Raw genomic sequence first — 22,857 nt, 5'->3', positions numbered from 1 at the left:
GGCGGAGAAATCGGCTTGCCCCACAGGGGATCCCGTATGCCAGTGTCGGCCGATGAGCGTTTCCCGACGTGACCTGTTGCGCTGGCAGTTCGACCTGAACTGGGCGTTGTTCGAGTATCACCTTGAGCGGCTGCGGCCCGAGGACTTCCTGTGGGAGCCGGGGCCGCACTGCTGGACGGTGCGTCAGAGCGCGGACGGCACCTGGGTGCCGGACTGGGCGGAAACCGAGCCCGACCCCGTGCCCGTCCCGACGATCGCCTGGGTGAGCTGGCACATCGGCTGGTGGTGGAGCGTGGCCACCGACCATCTGAGCGGCCGCCCGCCCCGGGACCGGACCGAGGTCACCTGGCCCGGCGACGGGAAGGCGACCGTCGCCTGGCTGCGCGACCTGCGCACGGACTGGCTGGCGGCTCTGGACCGGCTCGACGACACGGACCTGGACGCCACGGCGTCGTTCCCCTCGCCCGACGACCCGCAGTACACCGTCGCCCACATGATCAGCTGGGTGAACGCCGAGCTGATGAAGAACGTCGCGGAGATCGGGCAACTACGGATGCTGCGGGTCGGCATAGGCCGTGAGCGGTCGTCGGCGCCTCGCCCCCGACCTGCACTGTTCCCGCACGCCACCACCGAGATGTCCCGCTCGCCACGTGGCCCCAGAATAGGAGTTGTCGGCTGTTTGCGGGCTGGATCGGAGAGGCCATGAGCGACCTCAAGTTTGAGCAGAAGCGCTCACTGTCGCGCCTTGAGGCGGCAGATCAGCTCGCGGCGCTCGCGGCCGCGCTGAGGCAGGGCGGGGATGCCGAACTGGAGCTTGAGCCGTGGACATTGAGTATGCGGATCCCCGCCGACCTTCGCAGCGAGATAGAGGTCGAGGTCGGTGACGGGGAGATCGAGCTGGAGATCGAGCTCAAGTGGTCGACCGCACCAGCCGCTCGGACCACGGCATCACAGTCGGCAGCGGGCGCGGAGAAGACCGGAGGCAGGCGGAAGGGCGCGCCTGCCGCTTCCGGGGGCACTCGCGCCGGCGGAGGCAGACCGTCGAAGCGAGCCGCCGCGAAACGGACGACCGCCACGAAGTCCTGATCGAGGTCAGCCGCAGACGACGGGCACGCGAAACGGCCCCTCACCGATTCACCTGGTCAGGGGCCGTTCTCACTGCTCGCTGCGCGGAGGCGGTGGGATTTGAACCCACGGTGACATCGCTGCCACGACGGTTTTCAAGACCGTTCCCTTAGGCCGCTCGGGCACACCTCCCCGCGCCGTCCTGATCGGCGGCGCGGGGACAAGAGTAACGGGTGGGCACGCGCGCGTGGGGTGGGCTCTTGCCGAAGTCGGCGTGCGCGCGCGTAGCCGGTCGTGTCAGCTGTCGCCGGTGCGGGAGCCCAAGGTGACGTCGACGGTGCGGGTCTGGCCGCCCCGCTCGTAGGTGATCGTGACCTTGTCGCCTGGCTGGTGGGTCCAGATCTCGCCGATCAGGGTGGGGCCGGAGTCGATCACCGTGTCGTCGAGCTTGGTGATGACGTCGCCGGGCTTGAGGCCGGCCTTGGCTGCGGGTCCGCCCGCCTCGACCGCGTCGGAGCCGCTGGCACCCTGCTCGGTGATCTTGGCGCCGTCGGTGGTGTCCTCCAGGGAGACGGAGGCGCCGATCTTGGCGTAGACCGGCTTACCGGTCTTGATCAGCTGCTGGGCGACGTACTTGGCCTGGTTGATCGGGATGGCGAAGCCGAGGCCGATCGAGCCGGACTGGCTGGTGCCGCCCAGGCCGTTGGCGGCGGACTGGATCGCGGAGTTGATGCCGATGACGTTGCCCTGGGCGTCCAGCAGCGGGCCGCCGGAGTTGCCGGGGTTGATCGAGGCGTCCGTCTGCAGGGCGCTCATGTAGGAGGCGTTGCTGCCGGTGCCGTCGCTGGAGGCGACCGGGCGGTTCTTGGCGCTGATGATGCCCGTGGTGACCGTGTTGGAGAGGCCGAAGGGGGCGCCGATCGCGATCGTCGAGTCGCCGACCGCCACCTTGTCGGAGTTGCCGAGCGTCAGCGGCTTCAGGTTCGACGGGGCGTTCTTGAGCTTGATGACCGCCACGTCGTAGCCCTGCGCGTGGCCGACGACCTCCGCGTCGTACTTCTTGCCGCTCGCGAAGGTCGCCGTGAGCTTGCCGCCGTCGACCGCGTCGGCCACCACGTGGTTGTTGGTGAGGATGTGACCCTCGGTGTCGAAGACGAAGCCCGTGCCGGTCCCGCCCTCGCCCGCGCTGCTCTCGGCCTGGATGGTGACGGTGCTCGGCAGCGCCATGGCGGCCACGCCCGCGACGGTGCCCGGGTCGCGCTTGACCGAGCCGCCGCTGTCGGAGGCGGAGACGGTCGTCGAGGAGGTGTTGTCGTCGTTCTTGGCCAGCGTGTAGCCGAGACCGCCGCCCAGGCCGCCCGCGACCAGCGCGGCGATCAGGACCCCTGCGAGGATTCCACCGCGCCCGCGGCCGGACTTCGGCGCCGGCTCCTGGTACGTCACACCCCAGCCGGAGCCCACACCGGCACCGCCCATACCGGCTCCGTCCATCCCCACGCCGGCCGCGGCACCAGCACCGGCGCCCGCGGCGGCACCGGTGTCGGCGTACGGCGGCGCCGCGGGCGGCGGCGGAGGCGGCCAGGAGGCGTCGGGGGGCGAGCCCTGCGGGCCGGTCGGGCCCGTCGGCTGCGCTCCGTTCGAGGCGGGGGCCTGGGCAGGAGCCGGCTGCGATCCGCCGGCCGCCGGCTCGGCGGCGTACGGCTGGGTGGCGTTCGAGCCGGCCGGGTTGTCGCTGGGCACCGGCGGGAGCGGCGTGGTCGGCGCGGCACCGCTCTCGGGAGCCGGGGGCTCCTGGGACGCCGGAGCAGCGGGAGCATCCACCGGCACGGGGGGTGCGGACGGCGCCGGGGGTACCGCGGCGCCCTCGTTCTCGGTGCTCACAGCTTCTCTCCTCGATCCACGGCTGGTGTTTTTCGGTCGCACTCGGTCACGCCCGTTCACGCTTGTCGACGGCCGGTGCGCTTCAGCTGTGCAGGTTTTTGTATGCGGTCAGCTTTTCCCACAGGCCGTCAGAGCACCATAAGCGGTTGCTGTGCGTCCACGGCCACTCCTTACATAGGTCATGTGCGGTTAAAAAGGCACAATCTCAGTGTCCTCATGACTCCTCCGACCGCACGTCTACCCCCGTGCGGTGGCACCATGACGCGGTGACCCACGCACGGCAGCAGCAGATCCAAGTCGTCGCTCATCGCGGAGCCTCCGAAGACGCTCCCGAACACACCCTGGCCGCGTACAAGAAGGCGATCGAGGACGGCGCGGACGCCCTTGAGTGCGATGTACGTCTCACTGCGGACGGCCATCTCGTCTGCGTCCACGACCGTCGCGTCAACCGTACGTCCAATGGCCGCGGCGCGGTCTCGGCGCTGGAGCTCGCCGAGCTCGCCGCCCTGGACTTCGGCTCCCGCAAGAACCGCGACTCGTGGAAGAACCGGGCCGAGGAGCCCGACTGGGAGTTTCGCCCGGAGGATCCGGAGGACACCTCCGTGCTCACTCTGGAGCGGCTGCTGGAGCTCGTCGCGGACTCGGGGCGACGGGTGGAGCTGGCCATCGAGACCAAGCACCCGACCCGATGGGCGGGGCAGGTCGAGGAGCGGCTGCTGCTTCTGCTGAAGCGGTTCGGGCTCGACTCGCCCGCGTCGGCCGCCGAGTCCCCGGTGCGCGTCATGAGCTTCTCCGCGCGCTCGCTGCATCGCGTGCGTGCCGCGGCGCCGACGCTGCCGACGGTCTATCTGATGCAGTTCGTCTCACCGAGGCTGCGGGACGGACGGCTGCCCGCGGGTGTCCATATCGCGGGCCCCTCGATCCGGATCGTGCGCAGTCACCCGGCCTACACGGAGCGCCTGAAGCGGGCCGGCCACCAGGTGCACGTCTGGACCGTGAACGAGCCCCAGGACGTCGATCTCTGCGTCGAGCTGGGCGTCGACGCCATCATCACCAACCGCCCCCGCGCGGTGCTGCACCAGCTCGGCCGCTGACCCGCGCGCGGGCAGTACTCGACCGCGTTCCCTGTGCAAAGCACGCATCCGGAAACCTCTGAAACCTCACCAATCCCTGCGCAACCCCTTGACCCCTGAGCCCCTTCAGCCCCATCCTCCACTCTCGGCCACACCGACGGATTTCAGCCATCCCGATTACAGGGAGTGCTCCGGCGCGTTCGGTCCGTATTCGATCGTTGCGAATGCGTCACCGGACCTTGATTGGCCGGTTTCCGGTACAGGCCAATGGGGCATCCACACCGTGGCGTGGGGCAAAGGAGGTCTCGGGGGTGGCGTTGGTGGTGGCACAGGAGGTGCCCGCGTCGTCGAGCATGGCCGTACCCCATGGTCCTGCGGGCGTGGGGGAAGCGAGACACCGTATGCGCTCACAGTTGCGCAGGGGCGGCGTGGCGGAATCGGTCATCGACGATGCAGTACTGATTCTTTCCGAACTCTTGAGCAACGCGTGCAAACACGGCCGGCCGCTGGGTGACGCGCTGTCCGGGGACGGCGACGTCCTGGCCGCATGGCGCGTGGACGCTAGCGGCAGGCTCACCGTGGAGGTGACCGACGGCGGCGGGCCCACCCGCCCTGCTCCGGCCACGCCCTCGGTCACCGCTCACGGCGGCCGCGGGCTGAACATCATCACCGCCCTGGCCGACGACTGGGGTGTCCGGGACGACGCCCGTGGCGAGGTCACGGTCTGGGTCGTGGTCCATGACGACGTTCACGATCCCGATGCGGGGCACCGTCGCGACGACTTCGCTACGCGCGTCGCTGCGCCGGCGGTGAGCGCGATATCCGGCCTCGACTTCGCGGACGCCTTCGAGAGCATGGACTGAAGCATGAGCATGGGCTGACGCACGGGCTGAAGGCACCGGTTTCGGCGGCGGTTCCGCTTCGGCCCCGAATCGGCTCCGCTCCCGGCACGACCGGTGGGTTGTCCACAGGCTCCCGTCGACGATGGCATGAACGGCTAGGCTCGCGCCCGTACGAGACGAGCCGTAACCGGGAGACACCCACGATGGCCAAGAAGCGACCCCAGACCAAGGCCAAGCGCCCGCAGCTCAGCGACGGGGAGATCCCGGTAGTCGGCGCGCGCGAACCCTGCCCCTGTGGCAGCGGCCGGCGTTACAAGGCCTGTCACGGCCGGGCCGCCGCGCATGCGGTGACCGAGCTGGTGCAGCGTCCGTTCGAGGGACTGCCGGGCGAGTGCGACTGGGTGGCCCTGCGCGAACTGGTGCCCGCCGCAACCGTCGAGCTCCCCCTGAAGGGCGGCCTCCCCGAGGGCGTCCCGTCCGTCACGCTGGCCACGGTGCTGCCGATGGCCTGGCCGGCGCTGCGCCGCGACGACGGCTCGGTGCTGCTCGGCCTCCAGAACGACACCGCGTCGGGCGACATCAGCCGCGACCTGGCCGACACTCTCCAGAAGGCCCTCACCGCGAAGCCCGGCACCCCGGTCCAGGGCCGTCGCGCCCCGGCCGACGGGCCGCGGCTCCAGGATCTGCTCGACCCGGAAGGCACGTTCGAGCCAGTTGTGCACCCGGGCTTCGAGTTCTGGGTCCCGGACGCGGAGAACGCCACTCCGGAAGTGACCGCCTCCCTGGAGCGGGCCAACGCCGCGGCCATCCCGACCGTGAAGCTGACCGGCGTGGACGCCGCCTACTGGTGCGAGACGCCGGAGAAGAACCACCTGCGCTGGGTCATGCCGCACCCCGAGGAGCAGCTTCTGGACGCTCTCGCGCGGCTGCACGCGGCGGGCGGGTCGAACCTCGGCGAGGGCACCCGTCTCGTGGGCTCCTTCCGCGCTCACGGGCTCACCGTGCCGGTCTGGGACCTGCCGAGCGGAGTCGGCGCCGAGGACGTGGAGAAGCCCGCGGCCGAGTTCGCCGAGCGCCTCGCCACCGCCCTGGCCACGGACGCTCCGCTCACCCCCGACGAGCGCCGCGCGCGTGGCGGCCTGACCAACCGGCAGGTCACGCTCAGCTGACGCGCACCACGGAGATCGGGTTCGGCTGAACGGCCGTTCAGCCGAACCGGCCCGCGCGCGAGGGGTGAATCCGATCACAACTCCCCTGCGGAGCAAGGGAATCCGTGACTGGAAAGCCCGGATCGAATTTGCGAACCGCCGATCTCTTGTTACCGTTCGAGTAGCCCGGTTGCTGGTGCATCCCCCGTCGCCAGCAACCGGGTCTTTCCATGCGCCCGTTCCTTTACGGAACGACGTCACATGTCAACTCCCCGTGGAAGCCTCGGAATTACCCGCCGGGGAGTTGCTCGCGGAACGCAACAGCAGCGCCCCGCGCCCGGCCCGCTCCGCGAATTCCGTGACCGCCGTATAGGCGTCCGGGCCTCCCCGCGTGCGCTCCCGGGGCGTCTCACACGTTCCCGGCTCGTCCTCGGCGCCCACGACGCACCGCATCTGCAGCGTGCGCCCCCCGGGCCCCATGAGGCTCAGTACGGAGTCCAGCGCGCCGCCCGTCGCATTGCGGAAGTACGTGCGCGCCCAGGTGTCCTCGCCCTGGGTGAGGACACAGGTCTGCGCCTCGATGCCCTCGGGCGAGGTGAGTTCGGGACCGCAGCGCACGGCCGTGGCGAGGCCCAGGTCGAGCAGCAGCCCGGTTCCGGTCGGTTCGGCGGAGGGCGCCTTGGCGTCGACGCGTGGTGACGGACGTACGGCACCTGCCTTCGGGGCAGGCGAGGAGGCACGTGCGGCATCTCGCGCGGGCGCCCCCACGGCGGCCCGGCCCGCGTCGACGACCTGACCGGCGGCCGCCCAGGCCAGTGGCAGGGCGACCGCGGCCGCGGCGACGGACGCGAGGGCGATCAAACGGACTCTTCGGTGGTTCGGCCCGCGGCGATGCGACGACGGTGCCCTTTTTCCCCTGATATGACGCGGCATATAGCGGAAGATAACGACCACGCGCGCGTGCACCGTCCCGCGCACGCCGGACGGCCCTACAACTCGGGCGCGCTCACACCCGTACGAGTGAGGGCCTCGACCACGGCGTCGACCACGGCCTCGACGTCGGGCACCCAGGGGGAGGCCGAGCCGGGGAGGGGGGCGCGCTGCCAGGTGATGGGGCCCTGGCCGGTCTCGGACGGAGGCAGGGCGATGTAGCCGCCCTCGCCGTGGAAGCGGAGGGAGCCGGGGACGAAGTCCTTGGCGTACAGCAGCTCGCCCAGCTGTTCCATGGAGTACGGCTTCACCAGGATCGACCAGCGGGCGGGCGAGGCGACGACCGGGCCCAGACGCATGCCCATGCGGTCGAGCGCGGTGAGGGCGTGCGCGGCCGGCAGGGCGGGCAGGCTGACCGCGCAGGGAGCCGTGGAGCCGGTGGCGAGGATGATCGGCGCCGCGGGCCGGTTGCTCCACCACCAGCGCACCATGCGCTCGTCGGTGGTGGCCGCGAGGAGGCCGGGGTCGAAGGGGTGCGCGCCGGGCACCGTGCAGTCCGGGTCGGGGCAGCCGCAGCGGGAGTGTCCCTGCGGGTGCGTCGTCACGCCCGGGAGTACGGGCCAGCGCCATTCTGTCGCGAAGGTCAGGGCCGCGCTGATCAGCTCAGACTTCCCGTCGCTACGCAGGAGCCTGCGTCGCCTTCCGAGGATCTCGCGCATGAGCGCTCGTTCCTTTCCGTTGCACCGCTGGCAACACCGTGGTCACATCACACCATGTGTCGATCACTTCACTGTGCGTACCTGTAGGCGCATCACACCCCTGCGAGGAGCAAGGGGATCCCCTATGGGCCGAGCGTTGGCTGCTTCCGCGGCAGCCTCGTCCATACTGCGTCCATCAAAAGCATGGGCGTGGCGTGGGGTGGCGAAGTATGGCGTTTGCCGTCGCGCGTATTTCTCTTCGCCTCCGCCACGGGAGGATGGGACACGATCGTCGGTGGCTAAGACGCCCGGGTCCGTCACCAGGTTCCGGGTGGTTGTCAACCACCCCTGGCCTTCACCGAGTACGTACCCATCACGACCGCTGTGACGCTCTGTGGAGCGAAACCAGTCGACCGCAATACCCCGTTCCCTGAGGCAGTTTTAAGCCAACTTCGCCTTTACGCAAGAGGTCTACGACGAGTGCTCAGGTTACCCACGGACACCAGGAATCCCAGCAGGACAATGCTGGACATCCCCTAACGAGTGCGTGTACATGTGGAGACACTGCTAGCGGCGCAGAATGACATGGGGGTTTGCGATGCTTTTGAGCAATACGCACCGGTCGGAAAGCCGGACGCCATGAACGCCCCTCACCCTCCGAAAGTGGCCGGAATCGATTCCACGGTTCCCTCGCCCGCACACACTGTCGCGCCCGCGCCCGCGGCCCCGGGAACCCCAGCGGTCCCGCCACCGAACCCACCGGGCGCAGTGCTGCAGGACCGACTCGCCGGCTGGGTCTCGGACCTCACGACACTGCACGAACTCACCGAGCGCCTGGCCCGCACGGACGCACTCGCCGACGCGCTCCAGGAACTGCTACGCGCCGGATCCGCCCTGGTGGGCGCCCGGCGCGGTCTCGTCGTACTGGAACCGGCGGACGGACTCGGCCCGGACACCACCATCGGGCTGGGCCTCGCCCGCGCCGACCTCGGTCACATCGAGACCGTGCCGCGCAGCGCGATGTCGTACGGCAGGATCCTCGACGGACTGCCGGGCGGCGACGACGAGATCGCCCAGCCGGACCTGCTCTCCGAGGACGGACTCGACCCCCGCCATCGCGAGGTCGCCGCGCGCCTCGGCTACGCCGCCAGCTATGCCCTCCCCCTGTCCACCGACGCCGCCGGCCGCCTCGGTGCCGCCGTCTGGCTGTACGACGAGCCCGCCGAACCGGCCGAGCGCCAGCGCCACCTCGTCGGCCTGTACACCCGCTACGCCACCGAGCACCTGGCCCGGCTCCTCGAAGTCGAGCGCACGCGCGCGTGCATGCGGACGATGGCCGAGGAGCTGCTCCCCTCCCGGTTGCCCCGGATGGCCGGCGTCCAGCTCGCCGTGCGGCACCGCACCGGGCCGCGCGGGGGCGGCGACTGGTACGACGCGCTGCCGCTGCCCGACGCCGCGCTGGGCCTGGCGGTCGGCTCGGTGACCGGGTCGGGGCCGAGCGCGATCGCCGCGATGGGACGGCTGCGGGCCAGCCTGCGGGCGTACGCCGTGATGGAGGGCGAGGATCCGGTCGCGGTCCTGTCCGACCTGGAGCTGCTGCTCAGACTCACCGAGCCGGCCCGTTCCGCCACCGCCCTGTTCGCCTACTGCGAGCCGTCCCTGCGCAAGATCACGCTCGCCGGAGCCGGGCACACACCGCCGCTGCTGATCGGCGACCGGCGCACGGAGTTCGTGGAGACCTCCGTGTCCGCGCCGCTGGGCATGCTGGCCTGCTGGGAAGCGCCGAGCGTGGAGCTGATGGCGGACCCCGGAGAGACGGTTCTGCTGTACACCGACGGGCTGCTGCACCGCACCGGCGACCCCACCGACCGCGCCTTCGCCCGGCTGCACGCGGCGGCGGCCGGCGTACCCAGGGCGATCCGGCACGACCCGGACGCCGTCGTCGACCATGTGCTGCGGACCGTGCTGCCGAACGGGCTGGACCAGGCGGACAGCGAGGAGGACGTCGTGCTGCTGGCTGCTCGCTTCGAGTAGCGGCTCGTGGCCCCTCGGTCACTCCCCATAACAGGCACGTGTTCCGCGCCATAGCAGCGGCGGACGGACGGTCATTCGCCCTGGGCGCTCTCCTCCACGACCGTACGATGGACGGGGTCCAGTGCCGTATCGAGGAGGAAGACCGTGGCCGACGAGCTCACCCCGGCCGAGTCCATTGCTGCTACCGCAGCGGGCCCGGAGACCGAGTCCGAAGAGCCGATCAAGCAGCGCAAGAACGGCCTGTACCCGGGCGTGTCCGACGAGCTCGCCGAGAACATGAAGTCCGGCTGGGCCGACACCGAGCTGCACGACCTGGAGCCGATCGCCCAGGCCGCCGAGACCGCCGCGCGGCGCGCCGCGCTGTCGGCGCGGTTCCCGGGTGAGCGTCTGGTGATCCCCGCGGGCAACCTGAAGACCCGCTCGAACGACACCGAGTACGCCTTCCGGGCGTCGGTCGAGTACGCGTATCTCACCGGTAACCAGACCGAGGACGGCGTGCTCGTCCTGGAGCCCAAGGGTGAGGGCCACGAGGCCACGATCTACCTCCTGCCGCGCTCCGACCGCGAGAACGGCGAGTTCTGGCTCAACGGCCAGGGCGAGCTGTGGGTCGGCCGCCGGCACTCGCTCACCGAGGCGGAGACGCTGTACGGCATCCCCGCGTCCGACGTGCGCGAGCTGGCGGACAAGCTGCGCGAGGCGACGGGTCCGGTGCGGGTCGTACGGAGCTACGACGCCGGCATCGAGGCCGCGCTCACCGACAAGGTCACCGCCGAGCGGGACGAGGAGCTGCGCGTCTTCCTGTCCGAGGCGCGGCTGGTCAAGGACGAGTTCGAGATCGGCGAGCTCCAGAAGGCCGTCGACTCGACGGTGCGCGGCTTCGAGGACGTGGTGAAGGTCCTCGACAAGGCCGAGGCGACGAGCGAGCGCTACATCGAGGGAACGTTCTTCCTCCGCGCGCGCGTGGAGGGCAACGACGTCGGCTACGGCTCCATCTGCGCGGCCGGCCCGCACGCCTGCACCCTGCACTGGGTGCGCAACGACGGGCCCGTGCGCTCCGGTGAGCTGCTGCTGCTCGATGCGGGCGTCGAGACGCACACGTACTACACCGCCGACGTCACGCGCACGCTGCCGATCAACGGCCGGTACAGCGAGATCCAGAAGAAGATCTACGACGCCGTGTACGACGCCCAGGAGGCCGGTATCGCGGCCGTGCAGCCGGGTGCGAAGTACCGGGACTTCCATGACGCGTCGCAGCGGGTGCTGGCCGAGAGGCTCGTCGAGTGGGGGCTCGTCGAGGGGCCGGTGGAGCGGGTGCTGGAGCTCGGGCTTCAGCGGCGGTGGACGCTGCACGGGACCGGGCACATGCTCGGGATGGACGTCCATGACTGCGCTGCGGCGCGGACGGAGACGTACGTGGAGGGAGTGCTGGAGCCGGGGATGGTGCTGACCGTCGAGCCCGGGCTGTACTTCCAGGCCGACGACTTGACCGTGCCGGAGGAGTACCGGGGCATCGGTGTGCGGATCGAGGACGACATTCTGGTGACGGCCGACGGCAACCGGAACCTCAGCGCCGGGCTGCCTCGGCGGTCGGACGAGGTGGAGAGCTGGATGGCCGGGCTGAAGGGCTGACGTTGGATCGATGGCCGGGTGCCAAAGGGGTGTCCGGCCATCGTTGCGGTCTACGGGTTGTGGGGGTTGATCGCGCCCACGCGGCGGAGCCGCATATCGATACAGTCCCGCGCCCCCAGGGGGTTGGGGTGGACCTGCATCTGGAACTGGTCGGCGGCGACGGCCGTCGTGCAGGGCTTGAACGGTCACTGCGGGACGCCGTTCGGGACGGGCGGCTCGCTCCCGGGGAGCGGTTGCCTGCTACCCGGCGGCTCGCCTGCGAGCTCGGGATGTCGCGGAACACCGTGATGGTCTTCCAGGTGGGGATGGCGCGCGGCGTGACCGGGCTCGTGTCGGCCACGCGCGCGGTGCGGTGGTCGGGGTGGGTGACGCTGGCGGCGTGCGCGGTGTTCGCGCTGTCGGCGGGAGCGTCGCCGTGGGTGGCCGCCGGGGTGCTGGTCGCCGGGGCGGTGCTCCAGGTCGTCGCCCAGATGGGGCAGTCGGCGTGGTCCTGGCAGCTGTCGTTCGATCTGGCGCCGGCGGCCGGGTGGGCGAGTACCAGGGGTTCTTCGGAACGGGTGTGACGGTGGCGCGGACCCTGGGGCCGCTCGTCCTGACCTCGCTGCTGGTGGGGTGGGGGACACCGGGGTGGCTGCTGCTGGGCGCCCTGACGCTGGCGGCGTCGTACGCCATGGGGCCGACGGCGAGGTGGGCCGCCGGCACCCGTGCGAGGCGGGACGTCAAGCGGCCCGCGCCGGTGCCCTGACGGGCAGGGAGTCCAGGAACAGCGCCCCGGCCAGCAGTCCCGCACTCCCCCGCGGGCTCCACGCGCGCGCGTGCAGGTCGGCGTCGAGAGCCGCCAGGGCCTGGGCGCCCGCGTCCGTCGCCGAACCGCCCGCTTCCATGACTCCCCGGGCGCCCGCCTGGACGTGCCGCAGTCCGATGGGGCCGGCGGTGTAGAGGAGTTCGGTGTCCTGGAGGGTGGACATCACGGTGAGCAGGGCGTCCAGGCGGGCCTGTCCCTCCGTGGCGCCGGCCGAGCGGGCTGCGGCGAGGGCGTCCAACGCCCGCCGTACGTGCGGGAATCCGGCCCGTGCCTCGCCCCGTGCCCCGGCGGCGCCGTACTTCGCGGACACCGAGGAGCCCCGGGAGGGCCTGCGCGGGGCGCGTTTGTCGGTGTGCGCGGCGATGCGCTTGGCGGTCGCCGCGACGTCCCGCGCGCCGGACCGGGGGTCGAGCGCGGCCGCGGCGACCAGCAGGCCCAGAGCCCACAGGGCGCCCCGGTGACCGCCGCCCGCGAGGTGCACCGAGTGCTCGGTGCACCTGCCGATCGCACCCAGTTCGCTGCGGAGCCCGGGCGTCGGTTCGCCGGTGCGCCGGGCGGCGGCGGCCATCGCCGCGAGGCCCGGCGCGAGCGCCTTGGCCGACCAGCGCAGCATGCGGTGGTCCCGGCGGCCGACGTGGGCGTCGAGGTCGCGCGGGTCGGGCAGGCCCGGCTTGGGGGCCAGGGCCAGTTGCCCGGTCAGCGCGGTCACGGCGGCCTGCGCGAGCGCGTCGTCCTCGCGGCTGCTCATGGCCGTACCTCCTACGAGGAGGCCGAGGCCGACGGGGCGCCGCTGGGCGGGGTGCCGGTCGGGGCATCGCCGGGCGGGGTGCCGCCGTCGCCCCCACCGCCGCCGCTGCCCGCGCCGGTGTTCTCGGCGTCGGGGTCGACGCCGAGGGTGAGGAAGCCCTTGTAGCCCTTGGAGGGGTCGGCCTTCTTGACCGGCTCGAGGGTCAGCAGGCCGCTGGAGGCGCCGCCGCCGTCATAGACCATGTCGTTGTCGAGGGTGGTGTAGCTGCCGGAGTGCTTCGAGTAGGGCTCCAGCGTGAAGATCTCCTCGGCGATGTCGTCGGCGAAGAACAGCTGGCCGGTGTAGTTGACCTTGCCGCCCTCGTAGGTGCCGTCCTCCTTCTGGCCGCCCGTGTGCACCTTGAGGTGGATGTGGCAGGTGCGCGGGGTGTACCAGCCCGGGAAGATCGTCTCGAACTTGACGACCCCGTTGGCGTTGGCGATCTGGTAGCCGCGCAGATAGGTGTTGTCGTTGGCGGTCGAGCCGTCCTCGCTCTCGGCGGGGGCCGAGCCGCCGGGGTTGGCGGTGGTGTAGCCGGAGTAGTAGCCCCAGGCGTCGCAGTGCCAGATCTCCACGGCGGCGCCCTTGACCGGGGTGCAGCCGTCGGTGGCGTCCACGACGGTGAGGCGCAGCGTCAGCGGGACGCCGCTCTTGCCCTCGGTGATGTCCTTTCGCACCAGGGCGTTGTCGAGGTAGTACGGGCCTTCGGTGACGCTGGACATCAGCGTCATGCAGCCGGTGCTCTCCGAGGCGGTCGTGGTGGCCGTCGCCGCCGCGTCGGTCGTGGTCGTGCCGGTGTCGGCGAAGGCCGCCCGGTAACCCGCGACGGCGAGCCCGCCCGCCGCGACCGTGCCTCCGGTCACCGCGATCGCACGGCGCCTGGTGATCGACTTGTCCTTGTGGTTTCCCGTCATGGCCAGGAAGTTAGGGACGCCACCCGTCAGAGGCTTGAGGTGGCACTGTGCGGCGGCTGTGAGTCCTGAGGAAACTGAAGTCGGCGGCGCTCGCTCTCCGCGCTGCCGGCCGGGTCCAAGTGCGGCGCTCCGGCATGGTCGGAGGCGTCGCACTTGTCCGCGGGCACCTACTTCCGCCCTCTGAGGACAAGGTCGACGTTGCTGAAGTGCCGGTCCAGGACCTTCTTCACGCGATCCCAGGCGGCCGGGTCCTCGGCCATCCGTTTCCGCTGGTAGACGCTCTCGGCTCGGCTCCAGACCAGGTCGACCCGCGACTCACCGACGCATGCGGCGTCAGCGACGGCGATCTTCACTTCGGTGCTGTCCGGTGACGGCTTCGGCCGGGTGTCCGATCCGTCGGCGTCGCCCAGGGCCAACGACGAGGCCGAGAAGATGTCGGCGGGAAGCCGATAGCCGTGGTCCTTCATGCACCGCGACCACGCCTGCTCCGCTCTGCGTACGGCCGGCTCCTTGCGGGTGGACCGGAACGACGCCGTGTTCAGCTCGTTGCCCGCCGCCAGGGCCTCTCCGTACGTCGCGTTCGTGGCGCCGGGGCCGTCGAGGGTTCGGGCGACCTCGCCCATGCAGCCGCCGTCGGGGACCCTCGTGCCCTTGTACGTCGTGACCGCGCCGGTGGCCACCTGGCCCTCTTCCGGCGACGCCGGCCTGCCGGGCTCGTTCCGTCCGGCGTCCTGGCCGGGGAACCAATAGCCGTACTCGGCGGCCCACGTCGTGTCACGCGTGCCGTAGCGGACCTGGACCAGGGTGCGAGGGCCGACGTGCTGCCGTATCGGCGCGGGGTCCTTCTCGTGCGCGGTGATACCGAAACGCTTCAGGCACCGGTTGAGAAGAATGCCGCGGGCGCGGTCGTCGTCCTGGACGTTCCAGTCCGTCGGGGAATAGCCCTGCAACGGCAGCGACATCCCTCGCGGCACGGAGGGGCCGGTCGACTCGTTCCCGCCCCGCGCGGCGTGCCGCGTGGGCGATTCCTTCCCCGGGCCTTGCGGTTCCTGGGCGGTACAGGCCGCGGTCGCGGCGGTGGCAGCCAGGGCTGCCACCGCCGCGACCGCACGCACACGGGCGCCTGTCACCACGACTTGAACGACTTCCCCGACGCGTTCTCGTTCTTCACGTAGTCGAGGTTTCCTCCGGTACCGGGAGAGAACCACTCCCGGTCGCCCTTCCAGCCGCTGTTGTAGAACACGCCGAAGGTGTAGTGACCGGAGGCGTTGTGCACGGCCGCGGCGTTGTTCTTCACCGGCTGTCCGCCGCCCGCGAGCCCGGCCGGGAACTTGTAGCCGGCGTAGTCACGAATCGTCGAGTTGGTGTCGACGCGCTTGAAGTTCGCGCCCCGGCCGCCGGAGTTGTAGTAGAGGCAGTGGTCCCCGAAGGCGCACAGGTTGTTCGCCTCGGCCGCCGCCTTCGCACCGGCGCGCGACATGTCCGCCGGCGCGAAGTAGGCGGTGTTGCCGACCACCATGGTTCGGGTCGTGAAGAGTGCGCCGGGCGTGGTGTCGATGCCCATGGCGGCTTCCTGCGCGTCCTTCTCCGACTTGTGGCGCAGGTGGTCGGGGTCGAGCTTGCCGTCGGCGAGGTCGCGCTGGTGCTGCACGTCCTGCGAGACCGGGTCGGGGTCGGGTTCGGCGAACGCGACGGTGGGCACGGTCAGGACGGCTGCCCCGGTGAGGGCGGCGACGGCTATGGTCCGTGCGGTCAACATGGGTGTTCCCCCTGTGGAGTTGAGCTGTGGTCAACGTCAACTCTTTCAGTCGAACACCTGTCTATATCCTGTGCGACACACGTGAGGTCGGTTACAGAGCTACACCGCCACCAGAGGGGCGTCTTCCCGCCACTTGAGGATCTTGTCGAAGCTCACCACAGCCCCGCCCCGCCCCGGCTTGTTGCCGATCTGGACGTGGTCGGCGAGTTCCTGGATGAGACAGAGCCCCCGGCCGTGCTCGGCGTCGGAGGTGGCCGGGCGGGGCGGGCGGTGAGGTGCGGTGAAGCCGGGGCCCGCGTCGGCGACCTCGATGTGGCACTTCTCGCCGTCCAGGTAGGCCGTGACGCGGTAGGCCTGCGGAGGGCCGTCGGGCGGGGTGTCGCCGCCGTGTTCGACCGCGTTGGCACAGGCCTCGCTGAGGGCGACGGAGAGGTCGTAGGACACATCGGGGTCGACGCCCGCGGTCTCCATGGTGCCGATCAGCAACCGCCGGGCGAGCGGCACGCTCGCGGCTTCCCGCCGCAGATGGAGTGACCACCAGATGCTCATGCTCCAGCCTCCTGGCCGCGGCTCGACATACCGTTACGTATTGCCCCGAGTGCCCGGCTGTAAGCACATCATTGACGTGATGCCGCCCATATGGTCGATGCGTCTACGCGGGAATCGGTGTATGTGAGGGCGGGCCACACCAGAAGGTGATCTTCCGGCCGTACGTCATCTTGCGGACCTGCCGTATGGCGGTCATAAGGCCAGTGCGATGATGAGCCCGCCATGACTGCCCCCCACCCGCGCACGACGCGCTCCGGAAGTGATCTCCGGATACTGCGGGCCGCGGTGTTCGCCGCGGTCTGTGTCGTGCTGGCCGGGGTCGGGCACGTGCTGGGCTCCTGCGCCGCGATCCCGCTGTGGACGCTGGGCGCGGGGTTCCTGGGGGTCCTTCTCGTCACGGTGCCGTTCGCGGGGCGCGCGCGCTCGCTGCCCGGCATAGCGGCGCTGCTCGCGATCGGCCAGACCGTGCTGCACACACTGTTCGGGCTGGGGCAGCACGGGGCGAGCGCGATGTCGTCCGTGTCCTCCTCCGCGTCATCCGCTTCCCTGTCCGACGCCGCGCTCGTCCAGCAGGCCGCGCGGCTCGTCTGCGGGACCGCCGCGGCGGCGATCAGCCCCGCCCAGGCCCAGCGGATCCTCAGCGAGGCGCGGATCGGCCCGGCCACCGGGGCGCACGCCTCGCACCCGTCGGCGGAGGCCCTGCCCTCCGTCACGGACTCCGCCACCGGCTTCTCCGCCTCGCTGCTGCCGTCCCTGCCCATGGTGCTCGCCCACGTTCTCGCGGCGGTCGCCGCGGGGTGGCTGCTGCGGCGCGGGGACCTGGCTCTGCTACGGATCGTCGAGATGTCCGCGGTGTCGGCGCACACGGTCGCCGAGGGGGCGTTCATACGATCCCTGCGCGGGGCGCTCGCGCTGGTGCGAGCCCTGCGTGCGGGGCTGCCGGGTGCACCCGAGGCGGGCCCGCGCATCCGGTGCGCCGGATGGTTCGGCCCGTCCGAGCCCCACATCGTCGCACTCCAGCACACGGTGATCAGACGCGGTCCGCCGGCCACCGCCTTCACTCTCGCCGCCTGACACGACGCGACCACCACTTCACATCAGTGGGGATGAGGGCCGCCGTCGTGCGGCACGCGCGCGTACCCGAGTCTCCGATCGAGGGACGGCTCCTTTCCGCCTTTCCGGCTGCTGTCCCGCCTGATCGGGCACCCCTGCGCACGCGTACTCCTCTTCACCACCGGAATCTCGAATCTCACCCACAGTGGAGTGCTCCGAATGAAGGCCTCTCGCATCGCCGCCGCCTGCGCCCTCGCCGGCCCGGCCGTGCTCGCCCTGTCCGTCCCCGCCTTCGCCCACGTCAGCGTGCAGCCGGAGGGCACCGCCGCCAAGGGCGGTTACGCGGTCGTCGACTTCAAGGTGCCGAACGAGCGCGACAACGCCTCTACCACCAAGCTCGAGGTCAGCTTCCCGACCGACCACCCGCTCGCCTCCGCCATGCCGGAGCCGATGCCCGGCTGGAAGATCGAGGTCACCAAGTCCAAGCTCGACAAGCCGATCGAGATGCACGGCGAGAAGATCTCCGAGGCGGTCTCCAAGATCACCTGGACCGCCGACGGCAAGGGCGTCGAGCCGGGCTACTTCGAGAAGTTCCCGGTCTCCATCGGCCAGCTCCCCGAGGACGCCGACGAACTGGTCTTCAAGGCGATCCAGACGTACTCCAACAAGGAGGTCGTGCGCTGGATCGAGGTTCCGCAGGACGGCCAGGAGGAGCCGGAGAACCCGGCGCCGGTACTCGCGCTGTCCGCCGCCGAGGACGGCCACCACGGTTCGTCGTCCTCCGACAAGTCCTCCGCCGAGGCTTCCGACTCCGACGACGCCGAGGCCGCCTCCGCGAAGACGGAGGCCGCCGAGCCCGCCGACAGCAGCGACACGACCGCCCGTGTCCTGGGCGTGGTCGGCATCGTCGTCGGTGCGCTGGGCGTGGCGTACGGCGTGCTCGCCGGCCGTCGGCGCACCGAGGCCTGACGGCCCCTCCGGTTCACGGCGCGCGCCGGTGCATGCCCCCGGTGCGCGCCGGAACTCCCACAACTAGGACACATTGCTATGCGTAAGAAGACTTGCCATGCGTAAGAAGACCTTCGCCGCGGCAGCCCTGCTCGCCGCCGCCACCCTCACCCTCTCCGCCTGCGGCAACGGCGACGACAGCGCCGAGCCTGTGACCGTGGTCTCCGAGGAGGCCGGCTCGGACAAGGCGGCCATCGTCCTCGACAAGCCGTTCGAGAAGCCGGACCTGGTCCTCACCGACACGAACGGCAAGAAGTACGACCTCCGCAAGGAGACCGAGGGCCGGCCGACGCTGATCTACTTCGGCTACACCAACTGCCCCGATGTCTGCCCGCTGACGATGAACAACATCGCCGTCGCCAAGAAGCAGCTGCCCAAGGCCGAACAGGACAAGCTGAGCGTGGTGTTCGTCACCACCGACCCTGAGCGCGACACCGCGTCCGCGCTCGGCAAGTGGCTCAAGGGCATCGACTCGCAGGTCGTCGGCCTGACCGGCGACTTCGACACCATCCAGGCCGGCGCCCGCACCCTCGGCATCTCCATCGAGCCGCCGCACAAGGACAAGAACGGCAAGATGGTCTCCACGCACGGCACGCAGGTCGTCGCGTTCTCGCCGAAGACCGACGCCGGGTACGTCCTCTACACCGAGGAGGCGACCGTCGACGACTACACCAAGGACCTCCCCAAGCTCATCAAGGGGGCCAAGCCGTGAGGCGTCTCGTCGCGCCCGTCGCGGTTCTGACCGGGGCCCTGGTCCTCGCGGGCTGCGGTTCCGGGGACTCCCCGGCCGATTCCCAGGGCGCCTCCCAGGCCGAACTTTCCGTCAGCGGCGCCTATATGCCGCAGCCCGTCTCCGACTCCATGGCGGCCGGCTTCCTCACCGTCACCAACAAGGGCGGTACGAAGGACGAGTTGACCTCCGTCACCAGCGACGCCGGCGAGGTGACCGCCCACGAGACCGTCGGTTCGTCGATGCAGGAGGCCACGGACCTCGCCGTACCCGCGCATGGCCAACTCGTCTTCAAGAGCGGCGGCAGCCATCTGATGTTCGAGAAGCTGAAGCGCAAGCCCGAGCAGGGCGAGAAGGTGACCGTGAAGCTCCACTTCGCCAAGTCCGGCACGGTCACGGTCGAGATGCCGGTGAAGTCGGCGACGTACAGCCCGAAGACCGGACACTGAGGGAGAGATCGCCTTGACCCAGACCATCGCCCCCCGCGTCCGGACCGGGGTGCCGCCGCGCGTCCGGACCCTGGTGCTGCTGCTCCTGGCCGCCACCGGCCTGCTTCTCGCGGGTGCCGGGCCGGTCTCCGCGCACGCCGCGCTGACCGGCAGCGACCCCCGGCAGGGGGCAGTGGTCGACAAGGCCCCGACGCAGGTCTCGCTGACCTTCTCCGAGAAGGTCGCCCTGTCCGACGACTCCCTGCGCGTGCTCGACCCCAAAGGCAAGCGCATCGACCGCGGCGACCCGGCCAACCTCAGCGGCACGACGTACGCCGTGAAACTCCACAGCGGCCTGCCCGACGGCACGTACACCGTCACCTACCAGGTGGTGTCCGAGGACAGCCATCCCGTCGCCGGCGCCTACACCTTCTCCATCGGCGCACCTTCCCAGACCACCGTCTCCGTCTCCGGACAGACGGCGGGCGGCGGGATCGTCGGCGCGCTCTACGGCTTCGGTCGGTACGTGTCGTACGCCGGCTTCATCGTGATGGTCGGCGGCGCCGCCTTCGTGCTCGCCTGCTGGCAGCGCGGGGCGGGGGTACGGGCGCTGCAACGGCTCGTCGTCTCCGGATGGCTGGCCCTGACCGCCGCCACGCTCGGACTGCTGCTCCTGCGCGGCTCGTACACCAGCACCGGGAAGGTCGGGGACATCTTCGACCTGGAGCTGCTGGGGCAGGTGCTGCAGACCAAGACGGGTGCGGCACTGGTGTCCCGGCTGCTGCTGCTCGCCGCGGCGGCGCTGTTCATCGCCGTGCTGTTCGGGGCGTACGACAAGCGCGAGGACGACGAGAAGCGGGACCTCACGTTCGGGCTCGCCATCGGCGGGACCGTGGTGGCGGCGGGGCTCGCGGCGAGCTGGGCGATGTCCGAGCACGCCTCGACCGGGCTCCAGGCCGGGATCGCGATGCCGGTCGACGTCGTCCATCTGGTGGCCGTCGCGAGCTGGCTCGGCGGACTCGCCGCGCTGCTGGTCGCCCTCTACTGGGCGCCCTCGGACACGCCGCTCGACGGGTCCGCCGTACGACGGTTCTCGCGCGTCGCCTTCGGCAGTGTGCTCGCGCTGATCGCGACCGGGATCTACCAGTCGTGGCGGCAGCTCGGGTCGTGGTCGGCGTTCACCGACACGCGGTACGGGCAGTTGCTGCTGGTCAAGATCGGGCTCGTGGTGCTGCTGGTGGGGATCGCGTGGATCTCGCGGCGGTGGACGGCGCGGCTGGCGGAGACCGTGGTGGTGCAGCCGGAGATGGCGGGGACGCCAGGGAGGCCGGGGAAGGCGAATGCGGCGGGCGAGGCGAACCAGGCCGCCGGCGGCGAGACGGAGTCGGTCGAGGGCGCAGACAAGACGGCCGAGGGCGATGAGAAGGCGGCCGAGGGCGATGAGAAGGCGGCCGAGGGCGAGAAGGAGCACGCCGCCGCCCGGGCCGGTACCTCCACCGCCGCCGGTGGCAAGAAGCACGGCGATTCCAAGGGCGGCGATTCCACGGCCGGCGGCTCCCAGCGCGCCGCCCAGCTCGCCCGGCAGCAGGCCGCGATCGACACGGCACGGCAGAAGCAGCAGCGGGACGCCGACCCGAACCGGTTCGGACTGCGCCGCTCGGTGCTCGCCGAAGCCGGCGTCGCCGTCGTCCTGCTCGCCGTCACCACGATGCTGACGTCGACCGAACCGGGGCGCACGGAGGAGGAGGCCAGGGCGGCCACGTCGGCCTCGTCCGCCGACGCGTCGTCGGCCGGGGCGCTGACCCTGGACATGTCCTTCGACACCGGGGGCGAGGACGGCGAGGGCGTCGTACGGATCGACCTCGATCCCGCGCGCGTGGGCGGCAACGAGATGCACGTCTATGTGCAGCGGCCCAACGGCCGCGCCTTCGACATCCCCGAGGTGAAGGTCGCCTTCACCCTGGAGTCCCAGGACATCGGGCCGTTGCCCGTCGTCCCCGACCACATCTCCACCGGACACTGGTCGGCGAGCGGAGTGCAGATCCCCATGGCGGGCGAGTGGAAGATCGCCGTGACCGTACGGACCTCCGACATCGACCAGACCACCGTCTCCAAGAACGCGCAGATCGGCTGAACCACACCATGGCTGACCAGTCCATTCCGGAGGCCCGTACTCCCAAGAGTCCCAAGGGTGCCCAGAGTCCCAAGACGCCACGCAGGGCTCCCGAGACGGCACGCGAGGCTCCCGAGACGGGACTTAATGACGGCGTTTCCGAAAGTGCCTCCCTGAAGGAGGGTCTCTCGCGGCGCCGGCTGCTCGGAACCGCCGGTGCGACCGGGCTGGTGCTCGGTGCGGCCGGCGGGGCCGTGGGATACGCCGCCCGGCCGGCCGAGGCGACGCCGCTGACGTCGCTGGGCGCCGGTCAGGTGATGTTTCACGGGAAACATCAGCCCGGCATCCTCCAGGGCCTCCAGGCACGCGGCCACGTCGTCGCCTTCGACCTGGCGGCGGGCGCGGGCCGCAAGGAGGCGGTGGCGTTGCTGCGCCGCTGGTCGGAGACGGCTCGGCGACTGATGGCGGGCGAGGCGGCGCAGCAGGACGACACGGATGTCGCCCGGGACGCCGGCCCGTCGTCGCTGACGATCACCTTCGGCTTCGGGCACAGTTTCTTCGCGCGGACCGGCCTGGAGAAGCAGCGGCCGGTCGCCCTGGATCCGCTGCCCGACTTCTCCTCCGACCAGCTCGACAAGGCGCGCAGCAACGGCGACCTGTGGGTGCAGATCGGCGCGAATGACGCCCTGGTCGCCTTCCACGCCCTGCGCGCGATCCAGAAGGATGCGGGCCGGGCCGCCAAGGTGCGGTGGCAGATGAACGGCTTCAACCGGTCGCCGGGCGCCACCGCGCACGCGATGACGGCACGCAATCTGATGGGCCAGATGGACGGCACGCGCAATCCGAAGCCGACCGAGGCCGACTTCGACGAGCGGATCTTCGTGCCGGAGTCCGGCTCGAAGGACCCCGCGTGGATGGCAGGCGGCTCCTACGCCGTCGTACGCCGCATCCGCATGCTCCTCGACGACTGGGAGCAGCTTTCGGTCAAGGAACAGGAGGAGGTCATCGGACGTCGCAAGTCCGACGGGGCGCCGCTGTCCGGGGGCACCGAGACGACCGAGATGGACCTGGAGAAGACGGACGAGGCGGGGAACCTGGTCGTCCCCATCAACGCGCACGCGCGCATCACACGGCCCGACCAGAACGGCGGTGCGGCGATGCTGCGGCGCCCGTTCTCGTACCACGACGGCATCGACGCGGACGGGGTGCCCGACGCGGGCCTGCTCTTCATCTGCTGGCAGGCCGACCCGCTGCGCGGCTTCGTCACGGTCCAGCGCAAGCTCGACCGGGGCGACGCGCTGTCGAAGTTCATCCGCCACGAGGCGAGCGGGCTGTTCGCGGTGCCGGGCGGGGCGGCGGAGGGGGAGTACGTGGGGCAGCGCTTGCTGGAGGGGTGACCGGGGCGTGGCAA

Annotated in this window: 21 protein-coding genes, 1 tRNA gene and 2 pseudogenes; 15 read left to right on the top strand and 9 right to left on the bottom strand. The window is 70.8% G+C overall.

What is annotated here, in order from left to right; all coding sequences use genetic code 11:
• Positions 1–52 precede the first annotated feature (52 nt).
• Together ADK36_RS43775 and ADK36_RS43770 are read left to right on the top strand one after the other, a co-directional pair.
• Positions 53–562 (top strand): annotated as a pseudogene (locus ADK36_RS43775) (DinB family protein); the annotation flags it as partial.
• Between the two features lie 140 nt (positions 563–702).
• Positions 703–1,086, top strand: coding sequence for an amphi-Trp domain-containing protein (locus ADK36_RS43770; RefSeq protein ID WP_048582281.1), 384 nt, complete (start codon positions 703–705; stop codon positions 1,084–1,086).
• Between the two features lie 84 nt (positions 1,087–1,170).
• Here ADK36_RS43770 and ADK36_RS43765 read toward each other — a convergent pair.
• Positions 1,171–1,257: transfer RNA gene (locus tag ADK36_RS43765), tRNA-Ser, on the bottom strand.
• A gap of 105 nt (positions 1,258–1,362) precedes the next feature.
• A complete protein-coding gene (locus ADK36_RS43760) occupies positions 1,363–2,946 on the bottom strand; it encodes a S1C family serine protease (protein ID WP_048582282.1) in 1,584 nt (527 codons plus the stop codon).
• A gap of 266 nt (positions 2,947–3,212) precedes the next feature.
• On the opposite strand from ADK36_RS43760, the gene ADK36_RS43755 reads away from it, so the two are divergent.
• From ADK36_RS43755 to ADK36_RS43745, 3 genes are all read left to right on the top strand, one after another.
• The gene (locus ADK36_RS43755; protein ID WP_053201607.1) at positions 3,213–4,040 is read left to right on the top strand and encodes a glycerophosphodiester phosphodiesterase; all 828 of its coding nucleotides are present in this window, start codon (positions 3,213–3,215) and stop codon (positions 4,038–4,040) included.
• Positions 4,041–4,243: 203 nt separating this feature from the next.
• Positions 4,244–4,882, top strand: coding sequence for an ATP-binding protein (locus tag ADK36_RS43750; protein ID WP_048582283.1), 639 nt, complete (start codon positions 4,244–4,246; stop codon positions 4,880–4,882).
• Positions 4,883–5,064: 182 nt separating this feature from the next.
• On the top strand, positions 5,065–6,030 hold the full coding sequence (locus ADK36_RS43745; protein ID WP_053201563.1) for a DUF5926 family protein: 966 nt from the start codon (positions 5,065–5,067) through the stop codon (positions 6,028–6,030).
• A 243-nt stretch (positions 6,031–6,273) separates the two neighbouring features.
• Here the strand turns inward: ADK36_RS43745 and ADK36_RS43740 are convergent, their stop codons facing one another.
• Both ADK36_RS43740 and ADK36_RS43735 read right to left on the bottom strand, forming a co-directional pair.
• Positions 6,274–6,942: a hypothetical protein gene (locus ADK36_RS43740; RefSeq protein ID WP_425315300.1), complete on the bottom strand. Its 669-nt coding sequence runs from the start codon at positions 6,940–6,942 to the stop codon at positions 6,274–6,276.
• Between the two features lie 56 nt (positions 6,943–6,998).
• Positions 6,999–7,658 (bottom strand): bifunctional DNA primase/polymerase, encoded by a 660-nt coding sequence (locus ADK36_RS43735; RefSeq protein ID WP_048582285.1) that lies wholly within the window; start codon positions 7,656–7,658, stop codon positions 6,999–7,001.
• Between the two features lie 564 nt (positions 7,659–8,222).
• Between ADK36_RS43735 and ADK36_RS43730 the strand changes: the two genes are divergently transcribed.
• From ADK36_RS43730 to ADK36_RS51720, 4 genes and pseudogenes are all read left to right on the top strand, one after another.
• Entirely contained in the window at positions 8,223–9,671 is a 1,449-nt protein-coding gene (locus ADK36_RS43730) for a PP2C family protein-serine/threonine phosphatase (RefSeq protein ID WP_425315450.1), read from the top strand.
• Positions 9,672–9,815: 144 nt separating this feature from the next.
• Complete coding sequence (locus ADK36_RS43725; RefSeq protein WP_048582287.1) at positions 9,816–11,300, top strand: aminopeptidase P family protein; 1,485 nt, start codon at positions 9,816–9,818, stop codon at positions 11,298–11,300.
• Between the two features lie 128 nt (positions 11,301–11,428).
• A pseudogene (locus tag ADK36_RS49775) lies at positions 11,429–11,584 on the top strand (GntR family transcriptional regulator); the annotation flags it as partial.
• Positions 11,585–11,865: 281 nt separating this feature from the next.
• Entirely contained in the window at positions 11,866–12,045 is a 180-nt protein-coding gene (locus tag ADK36_RS51720; RefSeq protein ID WP_425315302.1) for a hypothetical protein, read from the top strand.
• Here the strand turns inward: ADK36_RS51720 and ADK36_RS43715 are convergent.
• From ADK36_RS43715 to ADK36_RS43695, 5 genes are all read right to left on the bottom strand, one after another.
• The gene (locus ADK36_RS43715; RefSeq protein ID WP_048582288.1) at positions 12,020–12,853 is read right to left on the bottom strand and encodes a triphosphoribosyl-dephospho-CoA synthase; all 834 of its coding nucleotides are present in this window, start codon (positions 12,851–12,853) and stop codon (positions 12,020–12,022) included. The two genes, ADK36_RS51720 and ADK36_RS43715, sit on opposite strands and share 26 nt — an antisense overlap.
• An 11-nt stretch (positions 12,854–12,864) precedes the next feature.
• A complete protein-coding gene (locus ADK36_RS43710) occupies positions 12,865–13,806 on the bottom strand; it encodes an intradiol ring-cleavage dioxygenase (RefSeq protein WP_048582289.1) in 942 nt (313 codons plus the stop codon).
• Positions 13,807–13,973: 167 nt separating this feature from the next.
• A complete protein-coding gene (locus tag ADK36_RS43705) occupies positions 13,974–14,903 on the bottom strand; it encodes a hypothetical protein (RefSeq protein ID WP_159391263.1) in 930 nt (309 codons plus the stop codon).
• 29 nt (positions 14,904–14,932) lie between these two features.
• On the bottom strand, positions 14,933–15,565 hold the full coding sequence (locus ADK36_RS43700; RefSeq protein ID WP_048582291.1) for a peptidase inhibitor family I36 protein: 633 nt from the start codon (positions 15,563–15,565) through the stop codon (positions 14,933–14,935).
• Between the two features lie 99 nt (positions 15,566–15,664).
• Positions 15,665–16,114, bottom strand: coding sequence for an ATP-binding protein (locus tag ADK36_RS43695; RefSeq protein WP_030047594.1), 450 nt, complete (start codon positions 16,112–16,114; stop codon positions 15,665–15,667).
• A gap of 222 nt (positions 16,115–16,336) precedes the next feature.
• On the opposite strand from ADK36_RS43695, the gene ADK36_RS43690 reads away from it, so the two are divergent.
• The 6 genes from ADK36_RS43690 to efeB all read left to right on the top strand — a co-directional run bounded on the left by ADK36_RS43690 (position 16,337) and on the right by efeB (position 22,843).
• Positions 16,337–17,188 (top strand): hypothetical protein, encoded by an 852-nt coding sequence (locus ADK36_RS43690; RefSeq protein ID WP_053201557.1) that lies wholly within the window; start codon positions 16,337–16,339, stop codon positions 17,186–17,188.
• Between the two features lie 198 nt (positions 17,189–17,386).
• Entirely contained in the window at positions 17,387–18,136 is a 750-nt protein-coding gene (locus tag ADK36_RS43685) for a YcnI family protein (protein ID WP_048582293.1), read from the top strand.
• 97 nt (positions 18,137–18,233) lie between these two features.
• Complete coding sequence (locus ADK36_RS43680) at positions 18,234–18,887, top strand: SCO family protein (RefSeq protein ID WP_048582294.1); 654 nt, start codon at positions 18,234–18,236, stop codon at positions 18,885–18,887.
• Positions 18,884–19,354 (top strand): copper chaperone PCu(A)C, encoded by a 471-nt coding sequence (locus ADK36_RS43675; RefSeq protein ID WP_048582295.1) that lies wholly within the window; start codon positions 18,884–18,886, stop codon positions 19,352–19,354. The genes ADK36_RS43680 and ADK36_RS43675 overlap by 4 nt, the downstream gene beginning before the upstream one ends.
• A 13-nt stretch (positions 19,355–19,367) precedes the next feature.
• Positions 19,368–21,467 (top strand): copper resistance CopC/CopD family protein, encoded by a 2,100-nt coding sequence (locus ADK36_RS43670; RefSeq protein ID WP_048582296.1) that lies wholly within the window; start codon positions 19,368–19,370, stop codon positions 21,465–21,467.
• 8 nt (positions 21,468–21,475) lie between these two features.
• Entirely contained in the window at positions 21,476–22,843 is a 1,368-nt protein-coding gene (efeB, locus tag ADK36_RS43665) for an iron uptake transporter deferrochelatase/peroxidase subunit (protein WP_048582297.1), read from the top strand.
• Positions 22,844–22,857: the final 14 nt, after the last annotated feature.

Source organism: Streptomyces viridochromogenes (assembly GCF_001270495.1).
Taxonomy (GTDB): domain Bacteria; phylum Actinomycetota; class Actinomycetes; order Streptomycetales; family Streptomycetaceae; genus Streptomyces; species Streptomyces viridochromogenes_A.
This window is presented reverse-complemented; position numbering and strand designations above follow the sequence as displayed.

Excerpts from the sequence above, each read along its gene's own strand:
- ADK36_RS43770 (WP_048582281.1), top strand. The coding sequence starts at position 703 with ATGAGCGACCTCAAGTTTGAGCAGAAGCGCTCACTGTCGCGCCTTGAG.
- ADK36_RS43680 (WP_048582294.1), top strand. The coding sequence starts at position 18,234 with ATGCGTAAGAAGACCTTCGCCGCGGCAGCCCTGCTCGCCGCCGCCACC.
- ADK36_RS43730 (WP_425315450.1), top strand. The coding sequence starts at position 8,223 with ATGGGGGTTTGCGATGCTTTTGAGCAATACGCACCGGTCGGAAAGCCG.
- ADK36_RS43690 (WP_053201557.1), top strand. The coding sequence starts at position 16,337 with ATGACTGCCCCCCACCCGCGCACGACGCGCTCCGGAAGTGATCTCCGG.
- ADK36_RS43685 (WP_048582293.1), top strand. The coding sequence starts at position 17,387 with ATGAAGGCCTCTCGCATCGCCGCCGCCTGCGCCCTCGCCGGCCCGGCC.
- ADK36_RS43710 (WP_048582289.1), bottom strand. The coding sequence starts at position 13,806 with ATGACGGGAAACCACAAGGACAAGTCGATCACCAGGCGCCGTGCGATC.
- ADK36_RS43740 (WP_425315300.1), bottom strand. The coding sequence starts at position 6,942 with ATGCCGCGTCATATCAGGGGAAAAAGGGCACCGTCGTCGCATCGCCGC.
- ADK36_RS43700 (WP_048582291.1), bottom strand. The coding sequence starts at position 15,565 with ATGTTGACCGCACGGACCATAGCCGTCGCCGCCCTCACCGGGGCAGCC.
- efeB (WP_048582297.1), top strand. The coding sequence starts at position 21,476 with ATGGCTGACCAGTCCATTCCGGAGGCCCGTACTCCCAAGAGTCCCAAG.
- ADK36_RS43735 (WP_048582285.1), bottom strand. The coding sequence starts at position 7,658 with ATGCGCGAGATCCTCGGAAGGCGACGCAGGCTCCTGCGTAGCGACGGG.
- ADK36_RS43695 (WP_030047594.1), bottom strand. The coding sequence starts at position 16,114 with ATGAGCATCTGGTGGTCACTCCATCTGCGGCGGGAAGCCGCGAGCGTG.
- ADK36_RS43715 (WP_048582288.1), bottom strand. The coding sequence starts at position 12,853 with ATGAGCAGCCGCGAGGACGACGCGCTCGCGCAGGCCGCCGTGACCGCG.
- ADK36_RS43750 (WP_048582283.1), top strand. The coding sequence starts at position 4,244 with ATGCGTCACCGGACCTTGATTGGCCGGTTTCCGGTACAGGCCAATGGG.
- ADK36_RS43745 (WP_053201563.1), top strand. The coding sequence starts at position 5,065 with ATGGCCAAGAAGCGACCCCAGACCAAGGCCAAGCGCCCGCAGCTCAGC.